Annotated in this window: 17 protein-coding genes; 2 read left to right on the forward strand and 15 right to left on the reverse strand. The window is 73.0% G+C overall.

Annotation, left to right across the window (positions count from 1 at the left end):
- Positions 1-93: 93 nt before the first annotated feature.
- From CCO04_RS26690 to CCO04_RS26735, 10 genes are all read right to left on the reverse strand, one after another.
- Entirely contained in the window at positions 94-432 is a 339-nt protein-coding gene (locus tag CCO04_RS26690; protein ID WP_215817225.1) for a P-II family nitrogen regulator, read from the reverse strand.
- Entirely contained in the window at positions 429-1793 is a 1365-nt protein-coding gene (locus CCO04_RS26695) for an ammonium transporter (RefSeq protein WP_215817226.1), read from the reverse strand. Before CCO04_RS26695 ends, CCO04_RS26690 begins: the two co-directional genes overlap by 4 nt.
- 123 nt (positions 1794-1916) lie before the next feature.
- Positions 1917-3065, reverse strand: coding sequence for a signal recognition particle-docking protein FtsY (ftsY, locus tag CCO04_RS26700; protein ID WP_215817227.1), 1149 nt, complete (start codon positions 3063-3065; stop codon positions 1917-1919).
- Positions 3066-3292: 227 nt separating this feature from the next.
- On the reverse strand, positions 3293-3481 hold the full coding sequence (locus CCO04_RS26705) for a hypothetical protein (RefSeq protein ID WP_215817228.1): 189 nt from the start codon (positions 3479-3481) through the stop codon (positions 3293-3295).
- Between the two features lie 103 nt (positions 3482-3584).
- A complete protein-coding gene (locus CCO04_RS26710; RefSeq protein WP_215817229.1) occupies positions 3585-4046 on the reverse strand; it encodes a thioesterase family protein in 462 nt (153 codons plus the stop codon).
- Complete coding sequence (locus CCO04_RS26715; protein WP_215817230.1) at positions 4043-4441, reverse strand: hypothetical protein; 399 nt, start codon at positions 4439-4441, stop codon at positions 4043-4045. Before CCO04_RS26715 ends, CCO04_RS26710 begins: the two co-directional genes overlap by 4 nt.
- Positions 4438-8052 carry a chromosome segregation protein SMC gene (smc, locus tag CCO04_RS26720; RefSeq protein WP_215817231.1) on the reverse strand — a complete coding sequence of 1205 codons (3615 nt, stop codon included), beginning with the start codon at positions 8050-8052 and terminating at the stop codon, positions 4438-4440. Before smc ends, CCO04_RS26715 begins: the two co-directional genes overlap by 4 nt.
- 63 nt (positions 8053-8115) lie before the next feature.
- Entirely contained in the window at positions 8116-9372 is a 1257-nt protein-coding gene (locus CCO04_RS26725) for an MFS transporter (RefSeq protein WP_308281563.1), read from the reverse strand.
- 160 nt (positions 9373-9532) lie between these two features.
- On the reverse strand, positions 9533-9730 hold the full coding sequence (locus CCO04_RS26730) for a hypothetical protein (RefSeq protein WP_038680294.1): 198 nt from the start codon (positions 9728-9730) through the stop codon (positions 9533-9535).
- A 121-nt stretch (positions 9731-9851) separates the two neighbouring features.
- The gene (locus tag CCO04_RS26735; protein ID WP_215817233.1) at positions 9852-10823 is read right to left on the reverse strand and encodes a calcium-binding protein; all 972 of its coding nucleotides are present in this window, start codon (positions 10821-10823) and stop codon (positions 9852-9854) included.
- A gap of 84 nt (positions 10824-10907) precedes the next feature.
- On the opposite strand from CCO04_RS26735, the gene CCO04_RS26740 reads away from it, so the two are divergent.
- Both CCO04_RS26740 and CCO04_RS26745 read left to right on the forward strand, forming a co-directional pair.
- Positions 10908-11528, forward strand: coding sequence for an RNA polymerase sigma factor (locus CCO04_RS26740; RefSeq protein ID WP_215817234.1), 621 nt, complete (start codon positions 10908-10910; stop codon positions 11526-11528).
- On the forward strand, positions 11525-12652 hold the full coding sequence (locus CCO04_RS26745; RefSeq protein ID WP_215817235.1) for a hypothetical protein: 1128 nt from the start codon (positions 11525-11527) through the stop codon (positions 12650-12652). Before CCO04_RS26740 ends, CCO04_RS26745 begins: the two co-directional genes overlap by 4 nt.
- Here CCO04_RS26745 and mutM read toward each other — a convergent pair.
- The 5 genes from mutM to coaD all read right to left on the reverse strand — a co-directional run bounded on the left by mutM (position 12649) and on the right by coaD (position 15636).
- Positions 12649-13509 (reverse strand): bifunctional DNA-formamidopyrimidine glycosylase/DNA-(apurinic or apyrimidinic site) lyase, encoded by an 861-nt coding sequence (gene mutM / locus CCO04_RS26750; RefSeq protein WP_215817236.1) that lies wholly within the window; start codon positions 13507-13509, stop codon positions 12649-12651. The genes CCO04_RS26745 and mutM overlap by 4 nt on opposite strands.
- Before the next feature lie 10 nt (positions 13510-13519).
- The gene (gene rnc / locus CCO04_RS26755) at positions 13520-14245 is read right to left on the reverse strand and encodes a ribonuclease III (RefSeq protein ID WP_257754491.1); all 726 of its coding nucleotides are present in this window, start codon (positions 14243-14245) and stop codon (positions 13520-13522) included.
- A gap of 32 nt (positions 14246-14277) precedes the next feature.
- Positions 14278-14463 carry a 50S ribosomal protein L32 gene (rpmF, locus tag CCO04_RS26760; RefSeq protein WP_038680298.1) on the reverse strand — a complete coding sequence of 62 codons (186 nt, stop codon included), beginning with the start codon at positions 14461-14463 and terminating at the stop codon, positions 14278-14280.
- A gap of 43 nt (positions 14464-14506) precedes the next feature.
- The gene (locus CCO04_RS26765) at positions 14507-15061 is read right to left on the reverse strand and encodes a DUF177 domain-containing protein (RefSeq protein WP_215817359.1); all 555 of its coding nucleotides are present in this window, start codon (positions 15059-15061) and stop codon (positions 14507-14509) included.
- Positions 15062-15153: 92 nt separating this feature from the next.
- Positions 15154-15636: a pantetheine-phosphate adenylyltransferase gene (gene coaD / locus CCO04_RS26770; RefSeq protein ID WP_215817237.1), complete on the reverse strand. Its 483-nt coding sequence runs from the start codon at positions 15634-15636 to the stop codon at positions 15154-15156.
- Positions 15637-15713 lie beyond the last annotated feature (77 nt).

Consider the following 15713-nt stretch of genomic DNA (forward strand, 5'->3'; position numbering starts at 1 on the left):
CGCTTTGTTTCGCGGGTGTAACAGGTCTTCCCGAGAGCGTTACACATGGGTGAAGCCGGGGTCCGCCGACGGCGGACCCCGGCCTCGTGGGCCTCACAGCGCGGCGGTGTCCTTGTCCCCAGTCCGTACCCGGACGACCGTGTCGACCGGGCTCACCCAGACCTTGCCGTCGCCGATCCGGCCCGTGTGCGCGGTCTTGGCGATGATCTCCACCACGTCCGCGGCGTCGCTCCCGTCGACGACGATCTCGATCCGGATCTTCGGCACCAGCGCGATGTCGTACTCCGCGCCCCGGTAGACCTCCGTGTGACCCTTCTGCCGGCCGTAGCCGGAGACCTCGCTGACGGTCATCCCCGCGACGCCGAACGCCTCCAGCGCCTCGCGGACGTCCTCCCACTTGTGCGGCTTGATGACCGCGGTGACGAGCTTCATGCGTTGACCTCCGATGCGGTGGGCGCGGGTGCGGACGCCGGCGAGGCCGTGCCCAGGATCGACGAGGTACGACGGGCGCCGCCCCCCGTGCCGAAGTCGTACGCCGCCTCGCCGTGCTCGGCGTAGTCGATGCCCTCGACCTCGGACTCGTCGTCGAGCCGGAGCCCGATGACCGCCTTGACCAGCAGCGCGACCACGAGCGTGGCGATCGCCGACCAGACCATCGCGAACAGTGCGACCACGACCTGCACGACCAGCTGCTTCGGACCGCCGCCGGTGAGGAGTCCGCCGCTGTTGGAGGCCAGGAAGCCGACGCCGATCGTCCCGACCAGACCGCCGACCAGGTGGACGCCGACGACGTCGAGCGAGTCGTCGTACCCGAGCTTGTACTTGAGGCCGACCGCCAGGGCGCACAGGCCGCCGGCGACCAGGCCGAGCACCATCGCGCTCCAGGGCACGAGGTTGCCGCACGCCGGGGTGATCGCGACCAGACCCGCGACGACACCCGAGGCCGCACCGAGCGAGGTGGCGTGCCCGTCGCGGAGCTTCTCGATCGCGAGCCAGCCGATCATCGCCGCACAGGTGGCGAGCGTCGTGTTGAGCCAGACCAGGCCGGTCTCGGTCGTGTAGTCGTCGAGGTTGACGATCGAGCCCACGTTGAACCCGAACCACCCGAACCAGAGCAGACCGGCGCCGATCATCGTCAGCGTCAGGTTGTGCGGCTTCATCGGCTCCTTGCCGAACCCGATCCGCTTGCCCAGCATCAGCGCGAGCACCAGACCCGCGACACCGGCGTTGATGTGCACCACGGTGCCGCCCGCGTAGTCGATCGGCGCGACCGCCGCGCCGTCCTCACCGGAGAAGAGCAGGTCGGCCAGACCGCCCTTCACCCCACTGAGGAAGCCCCCGCCCCACACCATGTGGGCCAGCGGGAAGTACGACAGCGTCACCCAGATCGGCAGGAAGACCAGCCACGCCGAGAACTTCATCCGGTCCGCGACCGCACCGCTGATGAGCGCCGCTGTGATCACCGCGAAGGTCAGCTGGAAGGCGACGAAGACGTAGTTGGCGGGGTCGGTCTTCTCCAGGCCGAACTGCGTGAACGGGTTGGAGAAGAGCTTGCCGATCTCCTTGCCGGCCGCGCCGTCCGCGGTGAGGAACGTCGTGCTGTACGACATCGACCAGCCCCAGAGGGCGTAGACGATGCCGACGACCCCGAGGGCGCTGAACGACATCATCATCATGTTGAGGACTGACTTGGTCCGGCTCATGCCGCCGTAGAAGAGCGCCAGGCCAGGGGCGGTCATCAACAGGACGAGCGAGGCCGACACCAGCATCCAGGTGTAGTAGCCGTTTTCCATGCCCCGACCCTCGGCCGGGGAGGTTTCGGGGCGGGCGGCCGCTTGTTTCGGGGTCGTAACGAGTGCGGCCGGGTCGTTACGGTCCGGTGACGGCGGCGGCGAGCGCCGCCGCCGGGATCGGCCTCAGCCCAGCAGCGCGTCGACGAACGCGGCCGCGTCGAACGGCGCGAGGTCGTCGGGGCCCTCGCCCAGCCCGACCAGCTTGACCGGTACGCCGAGCTGGCGCTGGACGGCGACCACGATGCCGCCCTTGGCCGAGCCGTCGAGCTTGGTCAGCACGATGCCGGTGACGTCGACGACCTCGGAGAAGACCTTGGCCTGGATCAGGCCGTTCTGGCCGGTGGTCGCGTCGAGGACGAGCAGCACCTCGGTGACCGGGGCCTGCTTCTCGATGACGCGCTTGACCTTGCCGAGCTCGTCCATGAGGCCCTGCTTGTTCTGCAGGCGGCCGGCGGTGTCGACGACCACGGTGTCGACGCCGCGGTCCATGCCCTGCTTGACCGCGTCGAAGGCGACGCTGGCCGGGTCGCCGCCCTCGGGGCCGCGGACGACCTCGACGCCGACCCGGTCGCCCCACGTGGCGAGCTGCTCGGTGGCGGCGGCGCGGAAGGTGTCGGCGGCGGCGAGGAGGGCGGTGCGCTCGTCGGCGACGAGGATCCGGGCGAGCTTGCCGACGGTGGTGGTCTTGCCGGTGCCGTTGACGCCGACGACCAGGACGACGCCGGGCTGGTCGCCCTCGCCACTGACCTTGAGCGCACGGTCCATGGCCGGGTCGACCAGGTTGATGAGCTCCTCGCGGAGCACGGTGCGGGCGTCGGGGGTCGAGCCGCCCTCGACGCGCAGGCGGGTACGGAGGCGCTCGACGAGCTCCTGGGTGGGCGCGACGCCGATGTCGGCGGCGAGGAGCAGGTCCTCCATCGCCTCCCAGGTGTCCTCGTCGAGCTGGTCACGGCTCAGCAGACCGAGCAGACCCCGGCCCAGCGCGTTGGAGCCGGCCAGGCGCTGGCGCAGCCGGACCAGGCGGGAGGCCGGCTTCTCCGGCGTCTCGACCGCCGGGGCGGCCGGCTCGGGCTCCGGCTCCGCCTCGACCGGGGCCTCGGCCGCCGGTGCCTCGGTGGACGCCGGGGGCGTCTCGACCGGGGTGGTGATGACGTCGGTCGAGGTGTCCTCGGGCAGCCGCCCGGTACGCCGTACGCGCGTGCCGACGAAGCCGGCGATCGCGAGGACGCCGACCACGGCGATACCGATGACGAGGTAGACCCATTCCTGCATGGGGGTATCCCATCACGCGCGCGCCCGGGCGCCAGAATCGGCTGGTGGCTGGGCTAGGGCGTGGCGCTCGGGTCCGCGCCGTCGCGAGCGGTGTCGGCGGCCGATCTGGCAAGGCCGAGTCGCGAAGGCGGGCCGCAGGCGGGGCCGAGGGTGGGTCGAGTCGGCGAGAACGCCGCCAGATCGAGTCCCCGGCACCGCGCAGCAGGCGCGGGCCCGAGAGGCACGCCCTACCTCAGCCGCAGGACGTCGCGCTCCTCGTCCTCGATGACAGGCGCGGCGTCGGCCGCCTTGGCCATCGCATCACCCAGCCACGGCACGCCCGGCACCTGCTCGCCCCGGTGGGGGTAGGCGACGTAGAGGACCACGGCGCCCGCGACCGCGAGGCTGACCAGGACCGCCAGTACGACGAACAGCACTTCGACTCCTCCGAGTAGGGATCTCCGTCCGTCCCCATCCTGCCTCGGCGGTCCACACCGCTCGGCCCCGGCTCGCCCGCGGGCGGCGCCGGAGAGGCCGAGGTCACACCACGAGCGGCGCGAGCGCCTCGCGGATGAGGTCCGGCACCGGGGTCGGGCGGCGCGCGGGGTCGGTGTCGTCGACGTACACGTGGACGAAGCGGCCCTCGGCGCACGCCAGCGCACCCTCGCCCTCGGGGTCGCCCTGGAACAGCCCGATCCGGTAGACGACCGAGGAGGTCCCCAGCCGCTCGACGGCCAGGCCCATCTCGATCGGGCGCGGGTAGCCCATCTCGGCGAAGTAGCGGCACGACACCTCGGCCACCACGCCGATCGCGGGCAGCCGCCGGATGTCGGTGCCGGTGGCGTCGTGCAGGTGGGCGTTGACGGCGGTGTCGATGAGGTCGAAGTAGCGGGCGTTGTTGAGGTGGCCGTAGACGTCGTCGTCGGACCAGCGGGTCGTCGCCGTACGCCAGGCGCGGTAGGCGGAGCGGTCGGGGCGGGTGCGGTCGGGAGCGGTCGTCACGGGGTGAGACTCCTGTTGTCGTCGGTCAGGGCGCGACGCAGGGCCTCCCGGTCGGCCGCGAGGATCCCGTCGAGCGCACGCAGGCGGACGACCTCACGGCCGCCCGGCTGGATCTGCAGGGTGGTGCCGTCGAGCTCGAGGCGATCACCGGGCCCGATCGGCACCCGGCGGGCCCGCGGCAGGAGGTAGCCGTCACGGACCAGCACCTCGTCGCGGTGCACCTCGACGTACGGCCACCGCCACATCCAGTGCGACCGCAGCAGCAGGAGCGCGCCCGGTGCGTAGCCGATCAGCGGGTAGTCGACGGACCAGGCCATCAGGAGGAAGGCGAGCCCGAAGGCACCGTGCAACCCGTAGGCGCCTGGGCTGCTCCGGACCCGGACGGCCTGCGTCACGCGGACTCGTCCCGCAACCGCTGGCTGATCACCGCGGACACGCCGTCGCCCCGCATGGTGACGCCGTAGAGGGCGTCGCCGACCTCCATGGTGCGCTTCTGGTGGGTGATGACGAGGAGCTGGGAGTTCTCGCGCAGCTCCTCGTAGATCTCCAGGAGCCGGCCCAGGTTGGTGTCGTCGAGCGCGGCCTCGACCTCGTCGAGGATGTAGAACGGCGAGGGGCGGGCCTTGAACAGCGCGACCAGGAAGGCGACCGCGACCAGCGAGCGCTCGCCGCCGGAGAGCAGCGAGAGGCGCTTGACCTTCTTGCCGGGCGGGCGGGCCTCGACCTCGATGCCGGTGGTGAGCATGTTGGCCGGGTCGGTGAGGACCAGGCGGCCCTCGCCACCGGGGAAGAGCCGGGCGAAGGTCTGGTCGAAGGCCTTGGTCACGTCGGCGTAGGCCTCGGTGAAGACGGCCTCGACGCGGACGTCGACGTCCTTGACGATGTCGAGGAGGTCCTTGCGGGTCTGGCGCAGGTCCTCGAGCTGCTCGGAGAGGAACTGGTGGCGCTCCTCCATCGCGGAGAACTCCTCGAGCGCCAGCGGGTTGACCTTGCCGAGCATCGAGAGCGCCTTCTCGGCGGACTTGAGGCGCTTGACCTGCTCGTCGCGGACGTAGGGCACGGTGCGCGGTACGTCATCCGCCTCGTCGGCGTCACCTGGGCCGTCGCCGGCACCGGCGTCCGCGTCGGCCTGGACGGCGACCGCGGGCTCGAGCACCGGGACCGGCTGGTCGGGGCCGTAGTCGGCGACGAGGCCGTCGGGCTCGAGGCCGAGCTCCTCGAGCGCCTTGGTCTCGATCTGCTCGATCCGCATCCGCTGCTGGGCGCGGGCCATCTCGTCGCGGTGCACCGAGCTGATCAGCTCGCCGTGCTCCTTGCCGAGGTCGCGCAGCGCCTGGCGCACGCCCATGAGCTCGTGCTCGCGGCCGCGGCGCGAGTCCTCGACTGCCGTACGGCGTCCGGTGGCCTCGTCGATCGACGACTCCAGGCGCGCCAGCACGAAGGTGACCGCGGTGGCGACCGCCTGGCCGGCCCGGCCCTCGGTGAGCAGCCGCTCGCGGCGCTCGGCGGCGCGGGCGCGGGAGACCCGCTCGGCCTCGGCGGCCTTGCGCATGCCCTCGACCCGGCCGTGCAGGGCGCGGCCGCGCTCCTCGGAGGTGCGCAGCGCGAGCCGGGCCTCCATCTCGGACTGCCGGGCGTTGCGGGTGGCCTCGACCAGCCGCTCCTGCTCGGTGGTGTCGGGCTCCTCGTCGGTGTCCTGCTCGGCGCTCGCGAGGCGCTGCTCCAGCTCGGCGAGGCCGACCAGGGCCTGCTCGCGGGAGGTCTCGGCCTGGGCGATCGCCTCGGTCATCCGCTCGGCCTCGGCGCGGGCGGCGCGGGCGAGCGAGCCGTGCTGGCCGAGCTCCTCGGCGACGGCGGCGAGGGTGGCGTCGGACTCGTGGAGGCGGGCGAGCGCGACGTCGACGCGCTGCTTGGCCTCGGCCCGCTCGTTCTCGATCCGGGCCAGGTCGAAGGAGAGGCGCTCGGCGGCGGCGACGGCCTCGGCGAGCGACTCGGTGGCCTCGTCGACGGCGGCCTGGATCTCGATCAGGCTCTGGGTCGCGTGGGAGCCACCGGAGGCGAAGTGGGCGCCGAACAGGTCGCCGTCGCGGGTCACCGCGACGACGTCGGCCAGGTCGGCGACGAGCGCGCGTGCGGCGGGGAGGTCGTCGACGACGGCGACCTTGCGCAGCAGGCGGTTGAGGGCCGGGCGGACCGGGGCGGGGCAGTCGACCACCGTCGCGGCGTACGCCGTCCCGGGGGGCAGCGCCGGCCAGGACGCGGGCGTCTCGGCGTCGGCACCGCCGAACCCGCCGAGCAGCAGCCCGGCGCGGCCGAGGTCGTCGGCCTTGAGGTGGTGGATCGCGGCGACGGCGGTGTCGGCGTCGGTGACGGCGACCGCGTCGGCGGCCGCGCCCAGGGCGGCGGCCACGGCGCCCTCGTACCCCGAGCGGACGGTGACCAGCGCGGCCACCGAACCGAGCAGGCCGGAGATCTCGTCGCTGGCGGCCAGGAGGGCGCCGGCGCCGTCCTTGCGGGCGAGGCCGAGCTCGAGCGCCTCCTTGCGGGCGCTGAGGCCGGCCTTGTCGCGGTCGGCCTGCTGGGCCTCCTCGCGGACCTTGGCGAGGCGGTCCTCGAGGTCGTCGAAGGAGGCGACGGCCGCCTCGTGCTCGGCGTCGAGGCCCTCCTCACCGGCGTCGAGGCCGGCGACCTGGGTCTCGAGGGCGGTGAAGTCGCGCTGGGAGCGCTCGGCGCGCGCGATCGCGTCGGTACGGGCCGACTCGAGGCGGCCGATCTCCTCCTCGGCGGCGGTGGCTCGCGAGCGCAGCGTGTTGACCTGGCCGTGGAGCCGGGCCAGGCCCTCGCGCCGGTCGGCGGCGGCCCGGAGCAGGCCGGCGACCCGGCGCTCCTCGGCGGCGGCGGCGTCCTCGGACTCGCGCCGGGCCGCGACGGCGGCCTCGAGCGCGGCCTGCTGGTCGGTGACGAGCGCGGTGATCTCGGCCTCGTGGGCGGCCAAGCGGGCGGCCTCGGCGTCGAGCTCGTCGGGATCGCGGCCGGTCTCGACCTCGGCCTCGGCGACGCCGGCGGCGTTGCGGACCCGCTCGGCGGCCAGGCTCTGGGTGCCGCGGAAGCGCTCGCGCAGCGCCTGGAGGGAGGACAGCGTCTCCTGGGCGGCGGACAGCGCCGGGAGGTCCTCGCGCAGCGCGGCCTCGAGCGCGGTCTCCTGCTCGCGCGCGGTCGCGATCGCGGTCTCGACCTCCTCGCGGCGCTGGAGCAGCACGCTCTCGTCGGCGAGCTCCTGCTCCAGCGACGTCCGCGCGGTCACCAGGTCGTCGGCCAGCAGCCGGGCCTTGGCGTCGCGGACGTCCGCCTGGACCGTCGCCGCCCGGCGGGCCACCTCGGCCTGCCGGCCCAGCGGCTTGAGCTGGCGCCGGATCTCGCTGAGCAGGTCGTTGAGCCGGTTGAGGTTGCCCTCGGTGGAGTCGAGCTTGCGGAGCGCCTTCTCCTTGCGCTTGCGGTGCTTGAGGACGCCGGCGGCCTCCTCGATGAACCCGCGCCGGTCCTCCGGCGTCGCGTGCAGGATCTGGTCGAGCTGGCCCTGGCCGACGATGACGTGCATCTCGCGGCCGATGCCGGAGTCGCTGAGGAGCTCCTGGACGTCGAGCAGCCGGCACGTGGTGCCGTTGATGGCGTACTCGGAGCCGCCGGTGCGGAACATGGTCCGGCTGATCGTGACCTCGGAGTACTCGATCGGCAGCGCGCCGTCGGTGTTGTCGATGGTCAGCACGACCTCGGCCCGGCCCAGCGGCGGGCGGCCCGACGTACCGGCGAAGATGACGTCGTCCATCTTGCCGCCGCGCAGGCTCTTGGCGCTCGCCTCGCCCATCACCCATGCGAGGGCGTCGACGACATTGGACTTGCCGGAGCCGTTGGGGCCGACGATGCACGTGATGCCGGGCTCGAGCTGGAGGGTGGTCGCGGACGCGAAGGACTTGAACCCCTTGAGGGTCAGGCTCTTCAGATACACGCAGGCTCCCTTCGGGGTCGGTCAGGTCGGGTCCGACGCGGGGGAAGCTCGGCGGGTCTCAGGCTACCCCGCGGGGCCGACGGATCGCTGCACCCCGGGGACGCCGTCGTCGGCGTGCGCGATGTGCCCCAGCTGGCGCCACACGAGCGCGAGCGTCACCCCCGAGCCCACGAACGCGAACCAGAACGGCGCCAGCACTCCCCCGTGCTGCGCGATCAGCCCGCCCAGCCCGCTGCCGATCACGGTGCCGCCGAAGATCGAGACGCTGTAGACCGAGCCCACCCGGCCCTGGAAATCCATCGGGACCGCGCGCTGGCGTACCGCCTGCGAGAGCGTCCCCCACGCGAACGCGTAGACCCCGAACCCGAACATGATGAGCACCGCGACCCAGGGCACCCGGGTCACCGCGAAGCCGAGGTGCATGACCACCTCGAGGCTCAGGCAAGCGCGCATCAGCGTGGCCAGCGGGACGTGCCGCTCCAGCCAGCCGTACAGGAAGGTGCCGACCAGGCCGCCCGCCGCCGCGGCGCTGGTGAGCAGGCCGTAGCCGATCGGGCCCATGTGGAGGACGTCGAGCGAGTACAGCACCAGGATCGACCACGCCGCCGCCCAGGTGATGTTGAACGTGACGATGACCAGCGCCAGCGTGCGGACCGGCGCATTGCCCATCAGCCAGCGCAGCCCCTCGCCGATGTCGCGCAGCACGTGGGTGTCGACCTCGCCGCGCACCGGCCCCGGCGGCAGCGCGATCCGGGTCGCCAGCACGACCCCCAGCAGCCCGCACAGGATCTGGGCCCCGAACGGCACCGCCATCCCGACCGCGAACAACGCCGCACCCAGCGGCGCCCCCGCGAACTGGTTGAGCGTGATGAACCCCGCCTGCAGCCGCGCGTTGGCGATACCGAGGTCCGCCTTGTCGACCAGCATCGGCAGGAAGGTCCGGTACGCCGTGTCGGCGAACACCTCCGCGGTCCCCAGCAGGAACATCGCGCCCAGCACCAGCGCGATGTTCACGACCCCGGTCACGATCGTCACGCAGAGCACCGCGAGGACCACCGACCGCAGCAGGTTCGCGACGACCACCATCCGCAACCGGTCGACCCGGTCGGCGACCGCCCCGGCGAGCAGCCCGAACAGCAGCCAGGGCAGCCCGACGAGCAGCATCGCCATCGACACCAGCGCCGGCGAGCGCGTCTGGGAGGCCACCAGCAGCGGCCCGGCGGCCAGCGCGATCCCGTCGCCCAGGTTGCTCACCCAGGCCGACGCCATGAGGTGCCGGAAGCCCGGGCCGAGCCGGGCCGGCGCGACTGCTTCGATCACCCGGCCCACAAGGTCGAGACGCTATGCCCGCACCCGGCCCCGGCGCCAATCAATTGCCGGGGCCGGAAAACCAGTCGGACCACCCGGCGCCGTACGGCGAGGGTGGTCCGTGGTGTGGTGCACCTGGGCGACGACGGGAGCTCGTCGTCGGAGTCCGGGGTCAGGCCGGCTGCATCTCCTGCGCGTCGCCGGTCAGGATCTCGGCCGCGCGGGCCGACATCAACTTGTCGTTCTCCTCCGAGAGGCGAAGGACGAGGGACTCCAGCTCGGCGACCCGGTTGCGCAGACGAGCATTCTCGACGGCGAGACGGGGGTCGCGGAGGTCGCTGTTCAGGTGACCGATCAGCGCCTTGGCCATGAAGTGAGCCTTCCGGTTCGACAGGGTGTCAGCCCGAGGGGGGCCGTCTACAAGAGTCCCACTTCGGCTCGCCAGGGTCAAACCTCCGGGGGACGGCCCCGCTCGACCGTCCCCCGGAGGCTCAGCAGGACCGCTTCTGCTCGGCCGAGCAGCGGTCGCGGCCGGGGCCGCCGTCGGCGATGTCGTAGCCCAGGCCGCCCACGATCCGGTCGTTGCCGCCACGTCCCTGGATCACGTCCGCTCCCCCGTTGCCGTCGAGCGCGTCGGCCCCGGGCCCGCCCAGGATGACGTCGGCCCGGACGCTGCCCCTGACCCGCTCGATGCTGGCGAGGGCGATCCGCCCGTCTGCCCAGCGCGCCCGCTGGGCGGCGAGGTCGACACGCGCCCCTGCCGTGTGCATCCGGAGGTAGTCGGTGCCGGTGCCGCCCTGGATCGTGGAGGTCGTGGACGTGTTGAGCCCGGGCGGTCCGCCCTTCATGCGTTCCGAGACGGTGAAGGTGTCGTTGCCCGGGCCACCACGGACCTTGCCCGAGGTCCGGACCAGGCGCACGCTGTCGTCCCCCTCCCCCAGGACCAAGGTGGTGGTGAGGTACTCCGCGCTGACGTAGTCGTTGCCGGCGCCCGTGTCGATCCGGGCGCCGGGTGACCTGACGTAGACCCTGTCGCGCCCAGCCCCCGTCGTGACAAGGTCGTCGCCCTCGAAGGTCCGCACCCAGTCGTTGCCGTCACCGGCGTCGATCCGGTCGGCGCCGGCTTCGCCGTCGATCACGTCGTGGCCGTCGCCACCCACGATCACGTCGTCCCCGGTGCCACCGCAGATGAGGTCGTTGCCGCCGAGCCCGTGGAAGACATCGTCGCCCCCTCCCAGCAGCACCACGTCGTTGCCCGGGGTGCCGACGAGGGTGTCCGACCCGTCGGACCCGGTGATCGTGACGCTCTCGCCGAGACAGGTCAGCGGAGCCGAAGCACTGGACGGCCCGCCCAGCCCGACGGCGAGCGAAGCGATACCGAGCGCGAGCCCGGCGCCGGCGGCGATGCGCCGGAAGCAGCAGGGGATGGTGTGGGTGCCCGAGTCCTGGGAGTCCGTGTTCATGACCCCGACAGCGGCCGGGGCACCGCATCCATTACCGGCTCGGCCGGATGTAATGACTTCGCGCCGCGATCCGCTGTCCTGGTTGTGTCAGGATCGTCGACCCGCCTGACCACCGAGCGAGGAGGCACCCTGACCGCGTCGGAGCGTCACGGTCCCGCCGACCCGCTCGGTGGGTCGCTGGCGCGTGCCCTGGAGGGGGACGAGGCGGCGTTCGGGGAGGTGTGGCGGCTGCTGCAGCCGCCGTTGCTGCGCTACCTGAAGGTCCGCGACCGGGAGTACGCCGAGGACATCGCGGCCGAGACCTGGCTGCACGTCGTGCGCGACCTGGGGCGGTTCTCGGGTGGGGCGGCGGAGTTCCGGGCGTGGGTGTTCACGCTCGCACGGCACCGGGCGATCGATGCGGCGCGGGCGCAGGCGGCGCGGCCGAGCGTGCCGACGGCCGAGGTGATCGACATCAGTACGGCGCCGAGCGCGGAGGCCGCAGCCCTGGAGCGGGCCGACACCGAGGCCGCGGTACGGCTGGTGGCGACGCTGCCGACGGTCCAGGCCGAGATGGTGATGCTGCGGGTGGTGGCCGGGTTGTCGGTCGCCGAGGTGGCCACGATCGTCGGCAAGAAGCCCGGCACGGTGGCGGTCGCGGTCCACCGGGCCCTCAAGAAGCTCGCCGGCGCCCACGGCGCCCCGACGGCGGACGGAACACGATGACCTACGACGACCACGACCTCGGCGAGCTGGCGGACAGCCCGCTCGTGCGAGCCCTCCGCGCCCCCGGTACGGCGGCCGAGCTGGCCGGCGAGGAGCAGGTGCTCGCCGCGTTCCGCGACCACCACCCCGGACGACGCCGCCGCGGCCCCGGCCGGGTCGTCGGCCGGATCGGCGCGGGCGGCACCGCGCTGGTCGCCGCGCTGGCGCTGACCGGAGGGGTCGCCGCGGCGGCCTACAACCAGGCGCTGCCCGACCGGGTCCAGGCGTTCGCGCACGACGCGCTCGGCGGTCTCGGCGTCCCCCCGGCCCGTACGCCGGACGCGCAGCAGCCCCCGTCGGCGGGCCCCGACGGCGACCCGCGGGACGGCCGCACGACCGGCTCCCCGCGGACGCACTCCCCCACCGACCCCCGCCCGGGCGCCGACGCGGGCCGGGAGGGCCGCCCGCGGCAACGCGGCCACGCCGACATCCGGCGGCACGAGGCGCCGACCGGGCCGGCCGTGGTCCGGGTCTCGCTGACCGCGCGGACCGTCGATGCCGGCGCCAGCACCACCATCACCGCGCGGGTGCGCGACGCGGCGCTGATGCCGATCACCTCCCAGGAGGTCGTGCTCTGGCAGCGGCCGGCGGGCGGCGAGTGGAGCCAGGTGGGCGGCGGGGTCACCGACGCCGACGGGTGGGTCTCGATCGCGACCGAGCCGGTCACCGCGAGCACCGACCTGCGCCTCGAGACGACCGTCGTCGACGGGCTGGGCGAGGCGACGGTGCTCCAGAGCGAGCAGCGGCGGGTCGCGGTCCGGCCGGCGCTCACGACGAGCACGGCGGGCAGCCTGCTCACGGTCCACGTCACCGGCGGGCAGGCCGGCGACGAGGTCTGGCTGGCCCGGCGCGGCCCGGGTGGGCGGATCCTGCGGGTCGGCACGGTGCGCCTCGACGAGCAGGGCGGCGCGACCTACGACCTGGCGCGGTTCCGCGGGCAGGTCAAGGTGCGGGTCCGGCTGGCGCGGACGGCGGCCCACCTGGGCGCCGAGCGCTGGGTCGTGCTCCGGCTGGGCAGCGGCCCGCAGGAGCCGGAGCCGTCCCCCGAGCCCACCCCGGGCGCGGAGCAGACGCCCTGGGGCTAGCCCCGGCGCCGGCGCGGGGCCGGCTGGCACGACGGGCAGAAGTACGACGAGCGGTTCATGAACGCGATCCGGCGGATCGTCGTACCGCACCGGTCGCACGGCTCGTCCTCGCGCCCGTAGGCGTGCAGCGAGCGGTCGAAGTAGCCGGACTCACCGTTGACGTTGACGTAGAGCGCGTCGAACGACGTCCCGCCCTGGGCGAGCGCCTCGTTCATCACGTCGCGGGCGTTGCCGAGCAGCGCGAGCGCCTGGGCGCGGGTGAGCCGGTCGCCGGGCCGCTCGCCGTGCAGGCTCGTGCGCCAGAGCGCCTCGTCGGCGTAGATGTTGCCGACGCCGGAGATCAGACCCTGGTCGAGCAGCAGCCGCTTGACCCCGGAGGTGCGCTTGCGGAGCCGGGCGACGAAGGCGTCGTCGTCGAACTCCGGGTCGAGCGGGTCGCGCGCGATGTGGGCGATCTCGTGGGGCAGCTCGGCACCGTCGACCGAGACCGACAGCCCGCCGAACATCCGCTGGTCCACGAAGCGCAGCTCGCGCCCCTCGGCGGCGCCGTCGAGGACGAACCGCACGCGCAGGTGGCGCTCGACGGGGGCGGCCGGCTCCTGGACGAGCATCTGGCCGCTCATCCCGAGGTGGCCGAGGATCGCGTCGCCGTTGTCGAGCGGCAGCCAGAGGTACTTGCCGCGGCGCCGCGCGCCGTCGATACGGCGTCCGGTCAGGGCCGCGGCGAAGCCGAGCGGACCGCCGGGGTGGCGGCGCACGGGACGTTCGTGGAGGACGTCGACCGCGGCGATGGTGGCGCCGGTGACGTGACGTTCGAGGCCGGCTCGGACGACCTCGACCTCGGGGAGCTCGGGCACGACGCCCTGCTCAGCTGCCGGAGCCGACCGGGCGGCCGTTGGTGTCGAGGCCGAGCGCGGCCGCGATCTCGCCGAAGGCGGTCTGGGCGGCGCCCTGCTCGGCTTCCTTCTTGGAGCGGCCCACGCCGTTGCCGTAGAGCTTGTCGCCCACGCGCACCTGGGCGGTGAACGTCTTCATGTGGTCCGGGCCGTCGTCCTCGATGACGTACTCGGGCACGCCGAGCGTCTGGTCGGCGGCGAGCTCCTGGAGCGAGGTCTTCCAGTCCAGGCCGGCGCCGAGCGCCGAGGCCGCCTCGATGAGCGGGTCGAACAGCCGGTGCACGACGACCGAGGAGACCTCGATGCCGCCGGTGAGGTGGATCGCCCCGATCACGGCCTCGACCGTGTCGGAGAGGATGGACGCCTTGTCGCGCCCGCCGGTCGCCTCCTCGCCGCGGCCCAGCTTGATGTGGGCGCCCAGCCCGATCTCGCGGGCCACGCCGGCCAGCGCGCGGGCGTTGACGACCGCGGCGCGCAGCTTGGCGAGGCGACCCTCGGACAGGTCCGGGTGGGTCAGGTACAGCGTCTCGGTGACCACGACGCCGAGCACCGAGTCACCGAGGAACTCCAGCCTCTCGTTGGTCGGAAGACCACCGTTCTCGTAGGCGTAGGAGCGGTGCGTCAGCGCGAGGTCGAGCAGCTCGGGGGTCAGCGAGGGATCCCCGAGCGCTCGACGCAGCTCGTCGTACGCGGTGATGCTGGTGTACCTGACGTCGTCCGGTCGGTCGCTCAGAGAACCTGGCGACGCTCGGCGCGCGCGCCGTACTGACCGCAGGTGCCGCAAGCGCGGTGCGGGAGGTGCTTGGCGCCGCAGGCCGGGTTGGCGCAGGTCACCAGCGACGGGGCGACAGCCTTCCACTGCGAGCGACGGTGCCGCGTGTTGCTGCGCGACATCTTCCGCTTCGGAACAGCCACTGTCTTCTCCTTGGTTCGGGTGCGCTCGGGGTCGAGCGCCTCTTCAGTCCGTGGGGTCTTGCTCGAGCTTGGTCAGCTCCGCCCAACGCGGGTCGATCGCAGCCTCGTGCGTGTGGTCCGGCTCGTCCGCGAGCCGGGCCCCACACTCGGGGCACAACCCGGGACAGTCGTCCTGGCACAGCGGCTGGAACGGCAGTGCGAGCACCACCGCGTCCCGCAGCACGGTCTCCAGGTCGAGCAGGTCGTCCTGGAGCATGCTGACCTCGTCGTCCTCCTCGGCTCCCTCGGCGTCACGGATGTCGTCGTAGACGAACAGCTCCTGGAACGTCACCGCGATCTCGTCGCGGATCGGCTCCAGGCACCGCACGCACTCACCCTCCAGGCCGGCCTTCGCCGACCCGGTGACGAGCACGCCTTCCATGACCGCCTCCAGGCGCAGGTCGAGCTCGACCGGCGCGCCCTCGGGGACGGAGAGGACTTCGATGCCCAGATCTGCTGGTGCCGGCACTGACCGTGACACCTGTCGCTGGGACCCCGGGCGGCGTCCGAGCTCGCGGGTGTCGAGCACGAGCGGCGCTCTCGGGTCCAGATGCTTCAGGGGTTCACTTCCAGGTCCGGGCACAACAGATCGGTTCAATGTTAGAGGGGCGGGTGGGACAGGGCCAATTCAGGGGTCGTCCGCCCCGTCGTTCACTGCCGTTCAGCGAGCTTCTCGGTGAGCCGGGCGAGCACCGCCGGAGGCACGAACGCCGAGATGTCGCCGCCGAGCGAGGCGACCTCCTTGACCAGGCTGGAGGAGACGTAGCCCAGGCTGGCGGTGGTCGGGACGAAGACCGTCTCGACCCCGGTCAGGTGGGCGTTCATCTGGGCCATCGGCAGCTCGTACTCGTAGTCGTTGCCGCCGCGCAGGCCCTTGACGATCGCGTGGGCGTCGATGTCCTTGCAGAAGTCGACGATCAGGCCGGTGAAGCCCATCACGGTCACGTTCGGCAGGTCGGCGCACGCCTCGCGGAGCATCTCCAGGCGCTCGTCGGGCTCGAACAGGCGCGACTTGGACATGTTGGTGCCGGTCGCGACGACCAGCTCGTCGAAGAGGGCCGAGGCCCTCCGGAAGATGTCCAGGTGGCCGTAGGTGACCGGGTCGAAGGAGCCGGGGCACACCGCGCGGGTCATGGGGCGAGGCTAGTGGCTGACGGGTGCTCGGCGAGCCAGCGGGTGGCAGCGCGGCGGGAGGCGGGGCACCGGCAGCT

This window comes from Pimelobacter sp. 30-1 (assembly GCF_018831735.1).
Classification (GTDB): Bacteria; Actinomycetota; Actinomycetes; order Propionibacteriales; family Nocardioidaceae; genus Nocardioides.

Bases quoted from the DNA above. Each gene is read 5' to 3' on its own strand.
- CCO04_RS26735 (WP_215817233.1), bottom strand. From the start codon at position 10,823: ATGAACACGGACTCCCAGGACTCGGGCACCCACACCATCCCCTGCTGC.
- CCO04_RS26745 (WP_215817235.1), top strand. From the start codon at position 11,525: ATGACCTACGACGACCACGACCTCGGCGAGCTGGCGGACAGCCCGCTC.
- CCO04_RS26690 (WP_215817225.1), bottom strand. From the start codon at position 432: ATGAAGCTCGTCACCGCGGTCATCAAGCCGCACAAGTGGGAGGACGTC.
- CCO04_RS26695 (WP_215817226.1), bottom strand. From the start codon at position 1,793: ATGGAAAACGGCTACTACACCTGGATGCTGGTGTCGGCCTCGCTCGTC.
- CCO04_RS26730 (WP_038680294.1), bottom strand. From the start codon at position 9,730: ATGGCCAAGGCGCTGATCGGTCACCTGAACAGCGACCTCCGCGACCCC.
- coaD (WP_215817237.1), bottom strand. From the start codon at position 15,636: ATGACCCGCGCGGTGTGCCCCGGCTCCTTCGACCCGGTCACCTACGGC.
- ftsY (WP_215817227.1), bottom strand. From the start codon at position 3,065: ATGCAGGAATGGGTCTACCTCGTCATCGGTATCGCCGTGGTCGGCGTC.